Raw genomic sequence first — 19866 nt, 5'->3', positions numbered from 1 at the left:
GACCGGCTGGCAGCTCCGGCGCCGCCGTCGGCTGCGGCGCGCCGCGCTCACGCAGCGCAAGGACCCTGCCTGCAAACCGGCGATACGATGCGAGCCGGGCCAGCGCCGGTCAAGGCGATGAAACAGCCGCTGGCGATCGATCCAGCATCTGTCAGGAGCGTAACGCTCTTTCGCGAGGCGCTGCGGCGACAAACGGCGCCATCAGGCTGTCGCACGCCATGTGGGGCTGGCGCTCAGGCCGGATCGGGCGCCGCCATTGCGGCGCGCACATCCTGCTCGGTGACCTCGGCCATGGCTTTGGCCAGTTTCACCGCCCGGGTGCGGGCGCTAGGCTGCATCACCAGAATGACCGTTTCGACGCCAGGGCAGCCTGGATCGCGGCAGATGATCTCATTCACCGAGAAATGCGCCTCGGGCAGGCCAGTCCGCCCGCCCGCCGCCAGGGCGCCAGACGCATTATCGCGCACGCCATCGCCAGCATGCGCGGCGGCCGCCCAGGCCCGGATGCGCTCCATAACGCCTCTGTCCGCAGCAGGTTTCCTGCCGAACCAGCCGCCCGCCATGGTTACAGCGGCAGGGTCAGCAGGCCGCCGACGCCTTCGCTCGTGCCGAAGGTCAGCAATTTGCCTTTGGCGTCCCAGGCCATGGCCGTCACCGGCCCGCCGTCGCCAGGCATGCGCGCCATCAGCTCGGAATTATCGGTCATCCGCACCAGCATCACGGCGCCATCGTCATAGCCAATGGCGAGGATAGGGGCGCGCGGATGGTAGCTCACCTGGCTCACCTTGGCCGGACGCACGCCACACTCACGCGGGGCCTTGCCCATTGGCCCATCCTTGGCCTCGAACGGCCAGATAATGGCGGCGTCGGCGCCCGAGGTGGCCATCCACAGGCCATCTGGCGACCAGGCCAGCGAGCGCGGCTTGGCCGGATAGCCGGACATGCGCATGTCCTTCTTGTCGGCCAGCCGCCAGCCATGCAGCATGTTCTCCTGCATCGAGGTGATGAAGAAACGGCCATCCGGCGAGAAGCAGGCGTCGAGGTGCGAGCCCTTCCAGAACAGGCTCTCCGGCGCCGCATCCGTATTGGGAAACCACAGGCTGGCGCCATTGTAATGGGCGAGGCCCAGCCGGTAGCCCTTGGGCGCAAAGGCGACGCCACGCACGCTGGACGGCGCCTCGATACGGCGGACATTGCCCTTGGCGTCGCGCGCCGCCACCTGCTTGCCGAAGCTCCAGGCGATGGCGCCATTGCTGCTCGCCACCGCGTCGATCCAGCGGCCGTTCTCACTGGCGATGTCCTGGGTGTCGCCATTGGCGAAGGTCGCCACCACCCGGCCATCGTCGCCGCCGGTGATCAGGCTGTCGCCAGCAGCGGCGGCGACCAGCGCCGCGCCGCCCGGATGCGCCGCCACGCGCCGCTCGGCCTCGCCTTCCACCAGCAGCACATCGCCGTCGCCCAGGGCCAGCGCCGCCGTCGCGCCCATAAAGCCGGCGCCGGTGACATGGGCGCCTGCCTCAAACAGGCGGGTATGCTGCAGGAGCGAGGTGACGGCCCCGGTCGGGGCGGCGGAAGAAGCGCTGGACATCTGGTTCACCGAAGCTGAATGGGCGGCGCGCCGCAACGCGACGCCGCAGCATGATCTGACAGGGCGGGATTGGGAAGCTGCGCGGACAATCTGCCCCGATGGTTCATACGCATCGGGGCATCGCCATCAGGCGGCGCAGGCGAGAAACGCCTTCTCGATCGCCGCACGGTCGAGGTCACGACCGATCATCACGATTTTCGAGGTGCGCTTCTCATCGGCGCGCCAGTCGCGCTGCAGATCGCCGTCGAGCATCATGTGCACGCCCTGGAAGACGAAGCGCTTCGGCTCGCCCGGAAATGCGAGGATGCCCTTGGAGCGCAGCAGATTGCCGCCCTCGCGCTGGGCGTAATCATTGAGCCAGGGCAGGAACTTGTCCGGATTGACCTCGCCATCGATGGTGAAGGACACCGACTGGATGTCATCATTGTGGTGATGGTGATGGCCTTCCTCGAGGAAGTCCGGCTCAAGATCGAGAATGCGGTCGAGGTCGAAGGCGTTGCGCCCCAAAACCTCATCGATGGCGACATTGGCGTTCTGGGTGCGGTGCAGCCTGGCGTAGCGGTTGATGGCGCGGATGCGCTTCTCCACCTCGGCCAGCTCGTCCTCTGTCACCAGATCGGTCTTGTTGAGGATCAGCACGTCGGCGAAGGCGATCTGGTTGTGCGCCTCCGGCGCATCCTGGAGGCGCTGGGTCAGCCATTTGGCGTCGACCACCGTCACGACCGCATCAAGCCGGGTGCGGTCCTGCACGTCCTGGTCCATGAAGAAGGTCTGGGCCACGGGGGCAGGATCGGCGAGGCCCGTGGTCTCGACGATGATGCCGTCAAAACCGCCCTTGCGCTTCATCAGGCCGTCGATGATGCGGATCAGGTCGCCGCGCACCGTGCAGCAGACGCAGCCATTGTTCATCTCGAACACTTCTTCGTCGGCGCCGATCACCAGCTCATTGTCGATGCCGACCTCGCCGAACTCATTGACCACCACGGCGAATTTCTTGCCGTGCTGCTCGCTGAGGATGCGGTTGAGCAAGGTGGTCTTGCCGGCGCCGAGATAGCCGGTGAGCACGGTGACGGGGATCTTGTCGGACATGTGGGGCTCCGAACGCTGGAGCATTCTCGCAAGAAGCAGGAAGGCTTCCGAAACGAAAATGCGTCATGACAGATGGTCGAAGCATCCGCAGCGAACCGACGTTCGCTGAAAATGCTCCGGAGCATGAGCGAGGCGACTGTGATCGCTCATGCTGAAGAAAACTGGCGCGCCGCCTGATACGCCCGCAGGGGCCTGACAGCTGGCAGCCGGTCGTTGTTGGCTGCAAGATATATTGGTCGAAATGGCCCGAGGGGAAGCCCCCGTAGCCGCTTCCAGTTATCAAACCAGGCCGCGAAGATGCTGACGCATCCGCGACCTGAAAGGCTCCGTCGCCGCACAGGCGTGCCCGGCGCCCGATGCGCCCTGAGCATCGGGCGCGGCGTCAGGCCTCGAGATGGCGGCCCGGAAGCGCGCGCCAGGCCACGCCGCCCACAGCGCCTAACAGCAGCGACAGCAGATAGATCACCCCGGCCACCAGAATGATCGCCGGGCCGGCTGGCAGGCCGTAATGATAGGACAGCGCAAGGCCGAGCCAGCCTGACAGCGCGGCGATCAGCGCCGCGCCCAGCGCCATGCCAGTGATCTGCCGCGCCCAGAAGCGCGCCGCCACCGCCGGCAGCACGACGATGCCCACGGCCAGCAAGGTGCCGAGCGCATGGAAACCGGCCACCAGATTGAGCACCAGCAGCACCAGAAACGCCAGATGCGTCGGTGCCCCGACCCGGCTGACCGAGCGCAGGAAGCCAGGATCGACACACTCCATCACCAGCGGCCGCCACAGCGCGGCCAGCGCCAGCAGCGTCACCGTGGCGACGCCGCCGAGCAGCAGCATGGTGGCGTCGTCGAGCGCCAGCACCGAGCCGAACAGCACATGCAGGAGATCGACATTGGAGCCGCGCAACGAGACGATGGTGACGCCCAGCGCCAGCGACAGCAGATAGAACGCCGCCATCGAGGCGTCCTCGCGCAATTGCGTCAGCCGCGCCACGAGGCCTGCCAGCAGCGCCACGACGAAACCGGCGGCGAGGCCGCCGATAGTCATCGCAGGCAATGACAGGCCGTAGAGCAGATAGCCGATGGCGGCGCCGGGCAAAATGGCGTGGGCCATGGCGTCGCCGGTCAGGCTCATGCGCCGCAGCATCAGGAATACGCCGATAGGCGCGCCCGACAGCGCCAAAGCCAGCGCGCCGACAAGCGCCCGCCGCAGGAAGTCAAACTCAACAAAGGGGGCGATCAGCCAGGCGTAAAGGGCTTGCATGGAGTGTCTTGGGTCCCGGAGCGAATGCCTGCAGCCACGGAGGCTGAGACATCATCATTCGCTCAAATCATCGAAGGTGAGGTCAGGTCGCGTCGGCGTTGCGGCTGATGTTTGCATTTGCGGCCCGTCGCAGCGCCGGGCCGGCCATTGCGCATCCAGGCAGGCGCCTCAGGCGGCGCGGCTGCAGGCGGCGGCGTGCGGATCGGCGGCTTCGACCATGCGCCGGCACAGCGCCAGATTGTCGGGGGTGAGCACCGTGGCGGTGGGGCCATGGCCGATCAGTTCGCGCGCCAGCAACAGCGTCTCCGGAAACGCCGCCCGCACCAGATCGAGATCGTGCAAGGCGGCGAGCACGGTGCGGCCTTCGTCGCGCCAGCGTTGCACCAGGGCGGTCAGATCGGCGATGGTGGCCGCGTCGAGCGCATTGAAAGGCTCGTCAAGCAGGATCAGCTGCGCATCCTGCAGCAGCAGGCGGGCGAACAGGGCGCGCTGCAATTGCCCGCCCGAGAGATAGCCGATCGGCCGGCGCTCGAAGCCGGTGAGGCCGACCGCCTCCAGGGCGGCGGCGATGCGGCTGGCGTAGCTTCGGCCAATCCGCCCGAACAGGCCGCAGCGCTCCCACAGCCCCATGGCCACCAGATCGTAGACGGTCAGCGGGAAGCTGCTGTCCAGCGCCGCCGCCTGGGGCAGATAGGCCACGTCGCGGGCAGGCGCGCCGCGATGGATCGCGCCCTCCAGCGGCCGGATCAGACCTGCGGCGGCCTTGAGCAAGGTCGATTTGCCTGCGCCATTGGGGCCGACGACGGCGGTCAGCGCGCCGCGCTTTACGGCCAGATGCAGATGATGCACCGCCGGGTGGCGATCATAGCCAAGCGTCACATTGGTGAAGGTCAGGATCGGATCCTGGGCGAGGCGCGTCGTGCTCATGCCCACAACACTCCGGCGATGGCGGCCCACAGCATGGCGATAATACCCGTGGCGATGGCCAGCCGCCCGCCCAGCGAGGCGCGCATTAGGGAGAAGCCCGGCGTCTGCGGCTGCAAGGTGGCACGCTCCGTAGGGCCTGCGTGGGTGTGAGCGTGGGTATGGGCATGCGCATGACTGTGGCCGTGATCGTCATGACCGTGCTGTTCATGTGCGTGGCCATGTCCCGCATGATCATGATGGGCGTGGCCAGCCTCTCCACGGCTATCGCGCGTCGTGGCCCCGTCCGCCTGCCTGTCGCCTGTCACCGCCGTCACGCCCGCACTCCGCGCCCTGCCAGCAACGCCGACTGGCGCAGCCTCATTGGCAGGCCGCAATATAGCGCCTTGAATGCAACGTTCCAATATTACATTTCAGGCGCCGGTCCCTCCATGGCGACAAAAAGGGCGGCGCCGGTGGCCCCGCCCTCCCCTCACCGCCAGCGCACTGACACGACGATCAGCCCTGCTGCGGGAAATATTGGTACAGCCAGGTTTCCGACAGCACCCTGTCGCCGAGGCGCAGGTAACAGCGCATCTCCACCGGCTCGGCGCCTTCGACCTTGAAATCGAACTGGGCGCGCCACTGGCCTGGCACGTCATTGGGCACGGCTTCAGCGAATACATACGAGAAGGCGCCACGCGAGGCGCTCAGCACCACCTCCGGCTTCTCGCCAAATTTCAGATCCTTGAGCGGGCCGCCGAGGAATTCGAGCATGAATTTGCGCACGCCCTGGGGTCGCGGCTGGCCCGGTACGCCACCCCTGCCGAGGCGGGTGGCGATGCAGCGCGCCAGATTGTCCGGGAAGAAGGGGTCGCCATTCACCCAGTGCAGCTTGTAGCGGATGTCATGCACCTGCCCCGGCGCCGTCGCCGCAGCGGGCGTCCACATGGCGACGATATTGTCGTGGATCTCGTCATCGGTGGGCAATTCGATCAGCTGAACCGTGCCCTTGCCCCACGCGCCGACGGGCTCGACCCAGGCGCTGGGGCGGCGCTCATAATGCACGCCGTCGAGATAATGATCGACGTCACGATCGCGCTGCATCAGGCCGAAGCCGCGCGGATTATCATCAGCGAAGGCGGAGGCGGTGATGAAGGGCGGATTATTGAGCGGCCGCCAGATGCGCTCGCCCGCCCCGGTCCACATGGCGAGGCCATCGGAATCATGCACCTCGGGACGCCAGTCGATCATGGTCGTCTTGGCCTTCTCCGAGAACCAGTACATCGAGGTCAGCGGCGCGAGGCCGAAGCGATACACCGCCTGGCGCACATGCACCTGCGCCGTGATGTCCATCATCACGTCCTCGGCGCCGCGCGTCATCTCGAAGCGATAGGCGCCGGTGACCGATGGGCCCTCAAGCAGCGCATAGACCACCACGGTCGGCCCGTCATTTGCAGGCGTCTCGAACCAGAACTCGGTGAAATCGGGGAATTCCTCGCCCTTGCCAGGGGCGGCGCTGTCGATGGCGAGGCCACGCGCTGACAGGCCATATTGGTACAGCCCGCCGATGGCGCGGAAATAGGAGGCTCCAAGGAAAGCCACCCAGTCATTGCTGCGCCACGGCTTCTTCTGCTGGTCGCCGAAGCGGCTCTCCTGGAAGCGGAAGCCGGCGAAGCCTGAATTTTCCTTCAGCTTGCGCGCAACGGAATCCGCCGGCATGTCGAAATAGCGCGGCTCATAAATGATCTCGCGCGCCTTGCCGTCGGCGACGACCCGCATGCGCACCGGGCGCTGGAAAAAGCGGCCAAGGTGGAAAAAGGTCACCGGATACGCGCCGGGGCCATCGGCGAACAACGCGTCATCGGCCCGGAATTTGATCTTGCCATGCGCGTCATAATCGATGGCGTCGAGCACCGCCGGATCTGGCGAGGCCGGCGCCTTGTATGGTTTGGCGGCAAGCGCTTTTGCCCGCGCCTTCAGCGCCTCAAACGAGAACGGCGCGGCGGGGCCGAGCTTGAGCCCGGCGTCGGCCAGCGCCTGCGATGAGAAACCCGCTGCGGCGAGACCGGCGGTGGCGGCGGAGGCGGTCAGAAATGAGCGGCGATCAAGCATGGGCGGGGCGTTGCTCCGGACAGCAAACTGACAATTGGCGACGTCGATCGGTTGACCGGCGCACGCATATGTTGGGGTGGACGGTCTTTGCGTCATCTTCGTGGCCGCAGGCGGCGTCGACAAGTGATAACCGACGCAAGTGCGCGCCTGGCCAACTGTTGAGCGCAGCGCAGGCGGAGCGCCCGGCGGCAGGCCTGTCCCGGCGACGACGGGAAACAGACCTGGCATGGGCCGGCAAGCGCGCCGCGCGCCGACAGATGAGCGTCGGCATGAGCTTGAGCGTCGGCATGAGCTGCAGCGCGCCTCCCCAGCCTAGGGAGGCGCGCCACCGCGATGGCGGCGCGCGGCGGAGATCGCCGTATGTCGAAGACGGGTCAGGCGCGGGCGCTAAGGGCGGCGGCGTCAAGATGAGCGACAAGACCGTCCTCGAGCCCGAGGCCCTGGCGCAGGTCGCGCAGAAACGCCTGTTCCGCCGGGGTGTCCGGATCAATGGCGATGCGGGCCGCTTCATAGATTTGCGCCGCATGCTCCGGACCGGTCGCCAGATCGGCGAGTTGGGCGGCGGTCAGCGGGTTGGCGAAAGCCGCATCGAGGAATTGCGCCTCCTCCTGGGGCAACACCGAGCCCAGCGCGCCGGTGATGCGCGTCCGCTCGGCGGCGTCGACCTGGCCGTCGGCGGCGGCGGCGGCGATCATCGCCTGCACCAGCGCCAGCGATTCTTCATTGGATTGCTGGTCGGCGGCGAATGCGCTGCCTCCAGGGGCCGGCGCCGGCACGCTCGCCTGGGTTTCAGCCGGGGCCGCGCCGCGCTGCCACTCCTGCATGGCCTTATAGGCGAGGCCGCCAACCAACGCGGCGCCGCCGAGTTTGGCGGCGCTGCCAGACACCCTGCTCCCGGTCTTGTTCAGCATCAGGCCGGCGAGGCCTGCAAGCACCGCCGCGCCCTGCGGCGTTTTGGCAAAATCCATCGCCTGCTTGAGCAGGCCGCCGGCCTGGGGACCGGCCATACGGGTGAGCGCGTCCTGCAAGGAATTGCCTGCGCCGCTTTCTGCGCCGCCCCTTGGCCCCACGCCCGCGCCGCCAGCCTCGCCAGGCGCTGGAGCGCCGCCACGCCCGCCGCCCAGGATGCCGCCAAGCAGATCTCCGAGACCGCCGCCCAAGCCGCCGCCACCAGATTGCCCAGCGCCAGACTGGCCTGCGCCGCCCTGCTGGCCGCCCCCGAGCACCTGGCCGAGCAGGTCTCCGAGCCCGCCGAAGCCGCCAGGCCCTGCTCCACCCCCTGTCGCGCTTCCTGCCCCAGCGCCCGGCTGACCGCCCTGGCTGCGTGGGTCAATGGCGGAAGCGCCGATCAGCGCGTCGAGAATTTTTTTGGCGTCAAACATGCACTGCGCTCCCTTGTCCGCGGCTCCGCCAAACACTGCGGCGGATGCGGTTTGGCGGCCAGATCTGAAAGGCCCCGGCCTCACGGCGGGAAGACAACGACAATAGGGGGCCAGCGGTTCCGCCAGCGCGCCAACCAGAGTGCGACAGCCTCGCGCCGCCACGGGCGCCAGCATCGCCCCAGCGCGGCGTTGAGCGGCGATTGTTGCGTCAGAAACCGCCATGGGGCAAGACATCCCGCCATGACATGGAGTAACCGTGAAGCCCATCGCAATTGACGGCACGCTCGACGAGGTGCAGATCACCCGGCCCGCCGCTGGACGCCGCCCGGCGCACTACGCCGCGCTCGACATCATCGACGCTGAGGGCGTCACCATTCCGCTGCGCAATCTGCGGGCAGAACCCGCGGTGGCGCAGCGGCTGAATTTTGGCGCCGCCGGCCGGTTCTATATCTACAGCGTCGCCGGCTTTCGTGGTGTGCACGGCTTCCGCCCGGTGCGCGGCGCGCCGGTGTTCGCCTTTCCGCGCCTGCCGGCTTACGCCTGCCTCGCCATCGCCCTGGTCAATCTGGCGGTGATCGTCTGGCGCACCCATAGCGGCGAGGCGCTGCCGCTGTTTGCGCTGCTGCCCTTCATGCTCGCCTGCATCCTTTACGCCTGGCTGCGCCGCACCGAAGCTGAGGCCCGCCTCGCCGTGGAAAACGACACAAAGCCGGTGATTATCCCAGGTCAACCCTCGCCAGAGCACGACTGACAGAGGCTGGAAAAACGGCAATTGCCCAGCGACGCCAGATGCATGGCAGATCTGGGCGCCATGCGTGCACTGCAGGTTACATCAATACGTTGACATTTTCCGTCCCCTCATGGAAACTGCGTGGTGTGGCGCATGCGTTAAGCTATGATCAATCGGTTGGGACGCCCGTGAGCGTCTGACAGATTGGCGGCGCGCCGTGCGTTAGAGCCGCATGCCGGACGACTGGCGGGGCGCCCTGACAGGCGCGGCGGCTGAGATCATGCACGGCGCCGGCTGCAGCGTCGGCCAGGGGCATCAGCGCGCGCAAGGCGTAGCGCCAGCACAGGACACTATCGGGCGACGCATGCAACAGTCATGCGCGCCGTGGGAGGGGCGACATGAAGACAGTCATCCGCGGCGCCGTTGCGGGCGCATTGGCGGCGACCGCGTTTACGGCGATGGCCGGCGCGGCCCAGGCCCAGCAGGGCCCAGTCAAGATCGGCGTGCTCAATGACCGCGCATCGGTCTATTCCACCATTACTGGCGAGGGCTCGGCCGTGGCCGCGCGCATGGCGGTTGAGGATTTCGGCGGCGAGCTGTTCGGCAAGCCGATCGAGGTCGTGGTCGCCGACCACATGCACAAGCCGGACATCGGCTCGTCGATCGCCCGTCGCTGGTTCGACGTCGACGGCGTCGGCGCCATCTTCGACATCTACTCGTCCGGCGTGGCGCTGGCGGTGCAGAAGCTCGCCGAAGAGAAGGACAAGATCCTTGTCGTCTCCATGGCCTCCAGCCGCGACATTTCCGGCAAGGCCTGCTCGCCGAATGGCATGCAATGGGCCAATGATGGCTACGCTGTCGCCAATCTGACCGTGAAGGGCAGCACGACGCCTGAGCGCAACACCTGGTATTCGCTCACCGTCGACTACGCCGCGGGCCATTCGATCGAGGCCGACGCCAAGAAGCTGATCGAGAAGAACGGCGGCAAGTTCCTCGGCGCCGTGCGCTTCCCGCTCAACTCGGCTGACTTCAGCTCGTTCCTGCTGCAGGCGCAGAATTCCAAGGCGAAGAACATCGCCCACATCGGCGGCGGCGCCGACCTGATCAATGGCATCAAGCAGGCCGACGAGTTTGGCATTGGCGCCGGCGGCCAGCAGTTCGTGCCGTTCTCGCTGACCACCGTCGACGTGCAGGGCCTCGGCAACAAGGCCACCGCCGGCATGCCGGCCGTGCTCAGCTATTATTGGGGCGAGAACGACGGCACGCAGAAATTCGCCGATCGCTTCAAGGCCAAGTTCGGCAAGCTGCCGACTGACCCGCAGGCCAATGTCTACAGCGCCGTCACCCATTATCTGAAGGCCGTCAAGGCCGCCGGCACGACGGAGACCAAGCCGGTGCTGGGCAAGATGAAGGACACGCCGGTCAACGACTTCTTCACCAAGGACGCAAAGATCCGCGCCGACGGCCGCCTGATGCGCGACATGTATTACGCGACCGTGAAGAAGCCGGAAGAGATGAAGAACCCCGACGATCTGCTGGCCCTGGTCAACAAATATCCGGCGGTCGAGGTGTTCATTCCGGCTGAGGAGAGCGAGTGCAAGCTGCTCAACCCGAAGGCTGGCGAAAAGAAATGAGGTGCTGGCGCGGTGGGTCAGGTCTCACCGCGCCGCGCTCCGGCTCACAGGGCGCCACAGCAAGCCGTCGGCCAGTCGGAGACGACCCGCCGGCGACGACTCGCATGGCGGCGTTCGATGGCGTGAGTTCGATGGCGTGAGTTTGATGGATTGCCGGGCCGCACTCCCCCCCCTCTTATGGGTGCAGTCCGGCAAACATGGAAAAGCCGTCCCTCGGGGCGGCTTTTCTTTTGCGCGCAAGCGTTGATGGCGCTGCCCCGAAATGCGCTGACCTTGAGGGCCTCGCCTGGCGCGCCGCGCACCCATGTACGCGTCCTGCTTGGGGAAGATTGCGTTGTGCGGCGCCGGGCCGCGGCGACCTACGGCGAGGCGCGCAGCCGCCATGGGAGGCTCGCCACGGCGCAACCACCCCATGGCGATCACTGCTCATCGGTGCAGAGAGGCGTTGCGTGATCCCTGGCCATGTGTAACCAGGGCTCGTGGAAAAAGCGCCGTGCGACAGGCTCATACCAGAACCGGATGAGTATGACTCATCGGGTTCTGGTTAAGCCCGTGCGGCGCCTGAGCATTTCAGGATGCGGATGCGTCAGCATCTTCGCATCCTGGTATCAGCAGAGGAAGGTCTGCGCCAGCTCTTCCTTCTTGACCTTACCGGTGGCGGTCATCGGCAGCGCCTCGACCACACGCAGTTCTGGCAATTTGTAGACGGCGAGGCGCTCGCGGCAGAAGGCCAGCAGGTCCTCGGCGGTGGTGGCGTCCTTCACCGTGACGAAGCCAATCGGCACCTGTCCCTTCACCGGATCTTCGCGGCCGATCACGCCGCTGCCCGTCACCGAGGGGTGCTGACCGAGCACCGCCTCGATCTCGGTCGGGAACACGCTCATGCCCTTGACCTTGAGCATCTCCTTGCGCCGGCCGAGGAACAGGATGAAGCCGTCCTCGGTGATCATGCCGATGTCGCCGGTGCGCAGCCAGCCATCTACCAGGCCTTCGGCGGTGGCGTCTGGCTTGTTCCAGTAGCTCTTGAGCAGCGACGGCGTGCGCACGCACAACTCGCCCTCCTGGCCCAATGGCATCAGCACGTTGGAGCCGAACTCCAGGATCTTGAAATCGGTCGCGCCCGTCGGCAGCCCACAGAACACCTGGCGCGAATTGAGGTCGAAATTCCCCTCCTGGAAGCCACGGGTGAAGCTGTCGAAGGAGTGGGTTTCGGTCATGCCCCACGCCGCCTCGCGCAGCGTCGTGCCGGTCAGCGCCCGCCAGCGATCGCGGAAGTCGACGTTGAGCTTCTTGACGAAAGACGCGACCAGCGCCTCCTTCAGCGACGACAGATCGTAATTGCTGGCGTCGGGCCGCTCCATGATCTCGACGGCGTTATCGACCACCATGGCGGTGACCGTCGCCTTGTAGCGCTCGGTCTGCGCCAGCCAGGCCTGGGCGTCCCAGCGCGCCATCAGCACGCAGGCCGCGCCCGCGATGATCGGCGCGACCAGCGCCATGTCCTCGCCGGCCATCCAGAAGATCGGCCAGAAATTGATGATGACATCGTCCGGACCAATCTCCGCCGTGATGCTGCAGATGCTGGCGCCGGTCATCACCATGTCGCGCTGGGTGTGGACGCAGCCCTTGGGCATGCCAGTGGTGCCGCCGGTGTAGTTCAGCGCGGCGATGTCATCGAGGCCAACCTCGACCTGCGGCGGCGTTACGGTCTCGGCGCGCACCGCGGTCATGAAGTCGCGCACACCCTCAGGCAGCGCCGGACGCGGCGCGTCGAGGCCCGCTGGCAGCGGGCCAAAGGGCTCCGCCGGCAGATATTCCGACAGTGAGGTGGCGAAGACGTGCTGCAACGAGGTCTGGGCTTGCGCCGCTGCGACCACGGGCAGCAATTCGTCCTGGGCGATCAGCACCCTGGCCGCCGTATCATTGAGCTCGTAAACCAGCTCCGCCTCGCGGAACATCGGGTTCACCGGCACATGGATGGCGCCGAGCTTGAGGATGGCGTGGAAGGCGATGACGAATTGCGGGCAATTGGGCAGGAACACGCCGACGGTGTCGCCCTTGCGCACGCCAAGGCCGTGCAGCATGGCGGCGCACTGGTCGCTGAGGCGGTCCAGCTCGGCCCAGGTGACGACGCCGTCATAATAATACAACGCCGGGCGCTCGGGCATACGGGTGGCCCAGGTGCGCAGATAATGGCTCAGCGTCTGCTCGCCCAGCGGATAGACCTGGGCGCGCGGCACGCCCTGCGGCCAGCGGGCGTCCCACAGCTTGCGCACATGCGCCAGATAGGCGTCTTCATTCTCCAGCCAGGCCGGCCTCGTCTCCTGCGCGTTCATCCCTTACTCCAGCATCTGTTCAGGCTGTCTGCCGCGACCATCTGCGGGTCGCTTCCACCACTACGGCGTGTGCATGTTAGAGCGTTTTACCATCTGACGAACACGTCTGATGTGCGTAATGCGCGACAACAGGCGAAACCGCCCCTGATCGCCCCGCGTCCAAGGCCGGCGCCCGGGCCACCGCGCGGCGCTCGCCTCATGGTGGCGAAGATCGCCCGCCGCAGATTGACGGCGAGCGCTAGCGGTTACGCTGTTCGTCCCTGGAACGGCATCACCAGACGTCGACGCTGGCCCGCTTTTTGCCCGCGCGCGGCGCGATCTTCGGCAGCGAGCGCAGGCCGCGCAACACCCAGCGTCGGGTGTCGACGGGGTCGATGACGTCATCGACCTCCAGGAAAGTCGCCCCAGACAGCGCCTTGTTCTTCTCGTACTCAGCCGCGACCATGCTGTCGAACCAGGCCTTGCGGGCGTCCGCATCCTCAATGGCCAGCAGTTCCTTGCGGTAGGCCAGCTTGACCCCGCCTTCGAGGCCCATGGCGCCGAATTCGCCGGTCGGCCACGCCAGCACGAAGAACGAGGCGTGCGAGCCGCCGCCTGCCATGGCGAGGGCGCCAAGGCCATAGCCCTTGCGCAGCACCACGGTGAAGATCGGCACGCTGGCATTGGCGGCGGCGATGAACATGCGCGAAACGTGGCGCACCTGGGCGGTTTTCTCCACCTCCGGCCCCACCATCATGCCAGGGGTGTCGCACAGCGAGACGATCGGAATATCGAAGGCGTCGCACAGCTGGATGAAGCGCGCCGCCTTGTCGGCGGCGTCGGCGTCGATGGCCCCGCCGAGCACCTGGGAGTTGTTGGCGATGACGCCGACCGGGCGACCCTCAAAGCGGGCGAAGGCGGTGATCATGGCGCGGCCAAAGCCGGCGCGCAGCTCCAGCACCGAGCCGGCATCGGCCAGGGTTTCGAGGACCTGGCGCACGTCATAGGCGCGCAGGCGGTTCTCCGGAATGGCGCCGCGCAGCAGGCGCTGGTCGGCGCAATCCCAGGCGCTGAGGCGGCCCTGGAAATAGGACAGATATTTTTTGGCGGCGGCGACGCCCTCCGCCTCGTCATTGACAACGATATCGATGACGCCATTCGGGGCCTGGACGCTGACCGGGCCGACCTCTTCAGGACGGAACACGCCGAGACCGCCGCCCTCGATCATCGCCGGTCCGCCCATGCCAATATTGGCGCCTTTGGTGGCGATGATCACGTCGCAGGCGCCGGCCACCGCCGCATTGCCGGCGAAGCAGCGGCCATCGACGATGCTCACTGTCGGCACCAGCCCGCTCAGCGCGCCGAAGCGGGTGAACGTGGTGGTGTCGAGGCCGGCCGGCGTCGGCCACTCATCGCCAGGACGACCGCCGCCGCCTTCGGCGAACGCCACCATCGGAAGCTTCCATTTGGCCGACAGCTCCAGCAGCCGGTCTTTCTTGCGGTGGTTGATGACGCCCTGGGTGCCAGCGAACACCGAATAGTCATAGCCCATGACGGCGCAGCGCGCGGCGTCCTCGTCGAACAGCGCGCCGTTGACCGCGCCGAGGCCGGTGACCATGCCGTCGGCCGGGCTCATCTTCAGCAATTCGTCGAAGCTGCGCCGCTGACGCTGGGCGGCGAGCGCCAGGCCGCCATATTCGACGAAGCTGCCCTCATCGACCAGATCGGCGATATTCTCGCGCACGGTGCGCTGGTTGGTCTTGCGACGGCGGGCCACGGCCTCGGGACGGCGCGCGTCATAGAGGATGGCGTGACGCTCCAGCACCTCGGCGAGGTCGGGGCGGATGTAATCGAGGTCAATCTCCTCCGCCGCTTCAGCTGCGCCGCCGCTGACTTGGCCCGGGGTCAGGAACAGCAGCGGATGGCCCTCAAACACCGTGTCGCCGGCGCCCACCAGCACTTGCGCCACCACGCCAGAGCATGCGGCCGAGACCACATGCTCCATCTTCATCGCCTCAAGCACCAGCAAGGGTTGGCCCTCGCGCACCTCATCGCCTGGCTTGACGTCGAGGCTGACGATGGTGCCCTGCAATGGCGAGGAGATAGCCTCCATGCCCTCGGGCGCAACGATGGCGTCGCCGGGCGCCAGTTCCTCATCGGCGACCTCGGGGGCTGCGCCGCCAAACACCGCCAGCGGATCATGCTCCTTCGACGAGCGGATCTTGCGCCCGCCGCCCGCGCGCGCCGGCGGGTGGAACAGATCGCCTGCCAGCGCCACGTCGGGACCGACCAGGCTGGCGATGTTCTGCTCGAGGAAACGGGTGCTGACCGCATTGGCGATGAACTGCGGATGCGCCAGCAGCGCCCGCAGGAACGGCATGTTGGTGGCGACGCCCTCAATGCGGAACTCGCGCAGGGCGCGCAGGGTGCGCCGCACGGCCTCGGCATAGTCGCTGGAGCGGCTGTGGACGATGAGCTTGGCCAGCAGCGAGTCATAGCGCGGGCTGGTGACGTAGCCGACATAGCCGAAGCCATCGACGCGCACGCCCGGACCCGACGGCGGGTCATAGGCCTCGAGCCGGCCGCCAGCGGGACGCGCCTCGCCCTCCGGCGTGATGGTCTCCATATTGATGCGCAGCTGGATGGCGTAGCCGCGCGGCTGCATGCCAGGGGCCAACCCGACCTCGGCGAGGCTGGCGCCGCCGGCGATGGCGATCTGCGCCTCGACCAGGTCAACGCCATAAACCTCTTCGGTGACGGTGTGCTCCACCTGGATGCGCGGGTTCACCTCCATGAAGGCGAAATCGGTGGAATCCGGCGCAGCATCTGCGGGCACGAGGAATTCGAAGGTGCCGAGGCCGAGATAGCCGACATGGGCCGCCAGCCGCTCCGCCGCCGCGCACACCGCCGCGCGCATGGCGGGCGACAGGGTCGGGCTGGGGGCGATCTCGACGATCTTCTGGTTGCGGCGCTGGATGGTGCACTCGCGCTCGCCGAGGTGGACGACCTCGCGGCCGTCGCCGACGATCTGCACCTCGATGTGACGCACGGCGTCCAGATAGCGCTCGACATAGACGCTGTCGTCGCCGAAGGCGCTCTTCGCCTCCGACTGGCAGCGACGGTAGGCCTCTTCCAGATCCTCAAATCGCGATACGGCGCGCATGCCGCGACCACCGCCGCCGGCGATGGCCTTGATCATCACCGCCGCGCCATCGCCATGCTCCGCCTGTTGGGCGCGGAAGAAGTCCTGCACCTCGGCGAGGCTGGCGGCGCCAGTGGTTCCGGCGAGCAGCGGCACGCCCGCCGCCAGCGCCAAAGCGCGAGCTTTCGCCTTGTCGCCAAACTGCTCCAGCAGTTCAGGGCGCGGACCGACGAAGATGATCCCCTCCTCGGCGGCGCGGCGGGCGAAAGCGGCGCTCTCCGCCAGGAAGCCATAGCCAGGATGGATGGCGTCAGCGCCAGCAGCCTTTGCGGCGGCGATCACACTTTCGATATTGAGATAAGCGGCGGCGCCGACGCCCTCGAGCGCCACCGCCTCATCGGCGGCGCGCACATGCAGCGACGCGGCGTCGTCCTGGGCATAGACCGCGATGGCGGCGACGCCGCAGCCGGCAGCCGCCCGGGCAATGCGAATGGCGATTTCACCACGGTTGGCGATGAGGAGCCGCTTGATGCTCATGGTCTTTCCTGTCTGGCGTCCCGGGGCCAGCAAGGCGCTGGCGGCGAGGCGACGGGGCTGCCTTGCTTTAGCCAGAAACTAGGTCGCGAGAGATTTTATGTCAATATATTGATAAAAATGCCCGACCTTGCTGTCGCAAGCCGCCACCCCCCCAATTGGGCCGTCCCCAGTTGCCCCCCCTCTACATGGAGGTGTCCCCGGGCGGTGACGTGACAAGACGCTGTCGTATCGGGCATAGTTTGGCCAGAAAGGATTCCCTGACCATGACCAAGCCGGTGATTGAGGTAGCGGGTGACACGCGCGCCCCTGGTGAGGCGCGCATGCAGCAGATCGCCCCCGACCACGACATCAATAACCGGCTGTTCTTCAGACTATGCCAGGCCGCCAACCAATATGAGCGCACCGCCCATCGCGAGCTCAATATCTCCGCCATCCAGGGCGTGGTGCTGGGGGCGTTGTCGCGCTACATGCCCGAAGGCATCGCTTTCTCCAGTTTCGTCGATTACATCGCCGTCAGCCGGCAAAACCTCGACGCGGTGCTGAAACGCCTGGAAAAGCTGGGTCTGGTGGAGCGCGTGGAGAACCCGCGCGACCGCCGCGTGCGCATGGTCCGCCTCACCCCCGCCGGCGTAAAGGCCTGGGAGACCCTCGGCGACCGCACGGTGGAGTTCTTCCGCCTCGCCGCCCAGGGCGCCTCGCCGGAAGAGAAGATCGCCTTTACCGGCACCCTGGTGAAGCTGACGCGCAATCTGCGCAATCTGCGCATGCCTGACGAATGAGGCGCAGGGCTCCTGTATGCGCCACGAGAGATGGCGCGGTCTGCGTGGTGAGGACGTAACGCCAGTCGCGGGTCACGCACATGGGCGCCAGGCGATCCTGCCAGACTCCCGCGCATCGCGGCGCACGCCGCCTGCGGAGGGGGCGCGGGCCAGGTCCACCGTCGTCACACCCTGCCACCTCCCCCCGCAATGTGGACGCCCATCAACTGCCCCACCCCCCGCAAACCACCCCAGCCGTCATGCCCGTGCTCGTCACGGGCATCCACGCGTTTACCGCCGCCCAATGCCTGGCCCCGGTCGCCGCATCTCGCCTTGGCCGCTGCAGCTTTACCCAACGGCATTTGCCCCACGCCTTCACCGTCATGACAGCAGCCGCGCCTCCTCCGGGCCGTGACCAGCATCGCTCCAGATTTTCCATCAATCTATTGACACAAATTACCTGCGCAGGCAGGTTCGCGGCTGGCTCCACTGCGGCTCCCCCGCGCATGCCCGTGCGCCGCCAAGGCGCATTTTGCTCTGGAGCCATGGTCGCGTCGGTGGTGAGATAGCGCCCCGGCCAGCGCCATGGCGCTGGCGGGCGCGACAACCGCCTCCATGAGCCGCCGAATGCTCGCCAGAAGGATCCGTCAAAACCGACGGAACGAAACGCCATGACCCGTCACGACACCCGCGTGCCTGCCCGCGACGAATGTGTGCTGCGCTACGTCCTCGACCGCCGCGCCAGCGAGCAGGGCGATTATCCGTTCCTGCGCCTCGGCGATGGCGCGGAGGTGAGTTACGCCGCGATGCGCGACGGCGTGCTGCAGGTGGCGGGCGGCCTGGCCAGGCTCGGCGTGCGCCAGGGCGACACCGTCACCGTCTGGCTGCCGAACAGCGTCGAAATGATCCGCGTCTGGTTCGCCATCAACTGGCTCGGCGCCACCTATGTGCCGATCAATGTCGCCTATCGCGGCAATTTGCTGGCGCATGTCATCGCCAACGCCGGCTCGAAGGTGATCATCGCCAGCCCGGATCTGGTGCACCGCCTGGCCGATATCGATCGCGCCGAGTTGACCACCTGCGTTACGGTCGGCGGCGACGTGGAGCCTGGCCTAGCCATCGCCGGGCTCGACATCCTGTCCGGGGCAAGCGCACTGGCTGGCGCGGCGACGGACATTCCCGAGCTGCAGCGGCCCATCGAGCCGTGGGACGTGCAGTCGATCATCTACACCTCGGGCACCACGGGTCCGTCGAAGGGCGTGGTCAGCACCTATGCGCATCTGTTCCACATGAGCGGTCGCCAGGCCTGGCACATGGTGGATGAGACGGACACCTTCCTGGTCTATGGCCCGCTGTTCCATGTCGGCGGCACCTGCCCGGTCACCGCCATGCTCAATCGCGGCGGCACGGTCGGCATGGCTGGCGATTTCGTCACCGACCGCTTCTGGGACCATGTGCGGGCGACCAAAGCCACATTCGTCATCCTGCTCGGCGTCATGACCACCTTCGTCTCCAAGGCGCCGCCATCACCGGACGACCGCAATCACACGCTGAAGAAAGCGGCGATGATCCCGCTCGACGACAATTGGCGCGCCTTCCGCGAGCGCTTCGGCACGGAAATCTGGACCATGTTTAACATGACCGAGATTAATGTGCCGATCAGCTCCGGCCCCTCGCCCGACAAGCCGGGAACCTGCGGCAAGCCCCGCGAGGGCGTCGAGGTGCGGATCGTCGATGACAATGACTGCGAGGTCGGCCCCGACACGGTGGGCGAACTGATCATCCGCACCGACGCGCCCTGGGCGCTGAACTCCGGCTATTTCAAGAACCCCGAGGCCACCGCCCAGGCATGGCGCAATGGCTGGTTCCACACCGGCGACGCCTTCCGCAAGGACGCCGACGGCGACTTCTTCTTTGTCGATCGCAAGAAGGACGCCATCCGCCGGCGCGGCGAGAACATCTCGTCGTTCGAGGTGGAGGTGGAGATTCTCGCCCACCCCCTGGTGCGCGAATGCGCCGTGGTGGCCGTGCCAAATGAAACCTCTGAGGATGATATGCTGGCCATCGTCGCGCCGACGCCAGGCGGGCGCATCGACCCGGTGGAGTTGCTCGAGTTCCTGCGGCCACGGCTCGCCCATTTCATGCTGCCACGCTACATCCGCGTGCTCGACGATCTGCCCAAGACCCCGACCCAGAAGGTGGAGAAACACGTGCTGCGCAGTGCTGGCGTCACCGCCGAAACCTGGGACCGCGAGAAAGCCGGCGTGAAGGTCGCCCGCGAGAAAATTCGCGGCTGAGCAAGGGTTGCGCCAGCCGTCCGGGCGGCTTGCGCCATCGCGCGTGCCCGAACCGGCGCCCTCGGCTGACCGTGGGTCGTCGCCACTTGCTATCTCCATACAATATCCATACATTGCA

13 protein-coding genes are annotated in these 19866 nt (G+C 66.8%); 4 read left to right on the top strand and 9 right to left on the bottom strand.

The features are described 5' to 3' along the window. Positions 1-233: 233 nt before the first annotated feature. The 7 genes from AC6A67_RS02455 to AC6A67_RS02425 form a co-directional block, all read right to left on the bottom strand. Positions 234-515, bottom strand: a complete 282-nt coding sequence (locus tag AC6A67_RS02455; RefSeq protein WP_498034945.1) for a hypothetical protein — start codon at positions 513-515, stop codon at positions 234-236. Positions 516-565: 50 nt separating this feature from the next. Further along, the gene (locus tag AC6A67_RS02450; RefSeq protein WP_498034943.1) at positions 566-1588 is read right to left on the bottom strand and encodes a WD40 repeat domain-containing protein; all 1023 of its coding nucleotides are present in this window, start codon (positions 1586-1588) and stop codon (positions 566-568) included. 126 nt (positions 1589-1714) lie between these two features. Next, positions 1715-2677 (bottom strand): CobW family GTP-binding protein, encoded by a 963-nt coding sequence (locus AC6A67_RS02445; RefSeq protein ID WP_498034942.1) that lies wholly within the window; start codon positions 2675-2677, stop codon positions 1715-1717. 382 nt (positions 2678-3059) lie between these two features. Continuing rightward, positions 3060-3935: a metal ABC transporter permease gene (locus AC6A67_RS02440; protein ID WP_498034941.1), complete on the bottom strand. Its 876-nt coding sequence runs from the start codon at positions 3933-3935 to the stop codon at positions 3060-3062. 168 nt (positions 3936-4103) lie between these two features. After that, positions 4104-4862 (bottom strand): zinc ABC transporter ATP-binding protein AztA, encoded by a 759-nt coding sequence (gene aztA / locus AC6A67_RS02435; protein WP_498034940.1) that lies wholly within the window; start codon positions 4860-4862, stop codon positions 4104-4106. A 495-nt stretch (positions 4863-5357) separates the two neighbouring features. After that, positions 5358-6953: an OpgD/OpgG family glucan biosynthesis protein gene (locus tag AC6A67_RS02430; protein ID WP_498034939.1), complete on the bottom strand. Its 1596-nt coding sequence runs from the start codon at positions 6951-6953 to the stop codon at positions 5358-5360. A 374-nt stretch (positions 6954-7327) separates the two neighbouring features. Then, positions 7328-8335 carry a tellurite resistance TerB family protein gene (locus AC6A67_RS02425; RefSeq protein WP_498034937.1) on the bottom strand — a complete coding sequence of 336 codons (1008 nt, stop codon included), beginning with the start codon at positions 8333-8335 and terminating at the stop codon, positions 7328-7330. A 256-nt stretch (positions 8336-8591) separates the two neighbouring features. On the opposite strand from AC6A67_RS02425, the gene AC6A67_RS02420 reads away from it, so the two are divergent. After that, on the top strand, positions 8592-9086 hold the full coding sequence (locus AC6A67_RS02420) for a hypothetical protein (protein WP_498034935.1): 495 nt from the start codon (positions 8592-8594) through the stop codon (positions 9084-9086). 377 nt (positions 9087-9463) lie between these two features. After that, entirely contained in the window at positions 9464-10699 is a 1236-nt protein-coding gene (locus AC6A67_RS02415) for an ABC transporter substrate-binding protein (RefSeq protein WP_498034934.1), read from the top strand. A 608-nt stretch (positions 10700-11307) separates the two neighbouring features. Here the strand turns inward: AC6A67_RS02415 and AC6A67_RS02410 are convergent. Then, entirely contained in the window at positions 11308-13035 is a 1728-nt protein-coding gene (locus AC6A67_RS02410) for an AMP-binding protein (RefSeq protein ID WP_498034933.1), read from the bottom strand. Between the two features lie 271 nt (positions 13036-13306). Next, positions 13307-16693, bottom strand: a complete 3387-nt coding sequence (locus AC6A67_RS02405) for an acetyl-CoA carboxylase family protein (RefSeq protein WP_498034931.1) — start codon at positions 16691-16693, stop codon at positions 13307-13309. 263 nt (positions 16694-16956) lie between these two features. On the opposite strand from AC6A67_RS02405, the gene AC6A67_RS02400 reads away from it, so the two are divergent. Next, positions 16957-17472 carry a MarR family winged helix-turn-helix transcriptional regulator gene (locus AC6A67_RS02400; protein WP_498034930.1) on the top strand — a complete coding sequence of 172 codons (516 nt, stop codon included), beginning with the start codon at positions 16957-16959 and terminating at the stop codon, positions 17470-17472. Between the two features lie 650 nt (positions 17473-18122). Further along, positions 18123-19748 carry an AMP-binding protein gene (locus tag AC6A67_RS02395; protein WP_498034929.1) on the top strand — a complete coding sequence of 542 codons (1626 nt, stop codon included), beginning with the start codon at positions 18123-18125 and terminating at the stop codon, positions 19746-19748. Positions 19749-19866: the final 118 nt, after the last annotated feature.

The sequence above is a fragment of the Camelimonas sp. FR25 genome (assembly GCF_059740505.1).
Note: the sequence above shows the minus strand (reverse complement) of the source record. Positions and strands in the feature narration are given on the sequence as shown.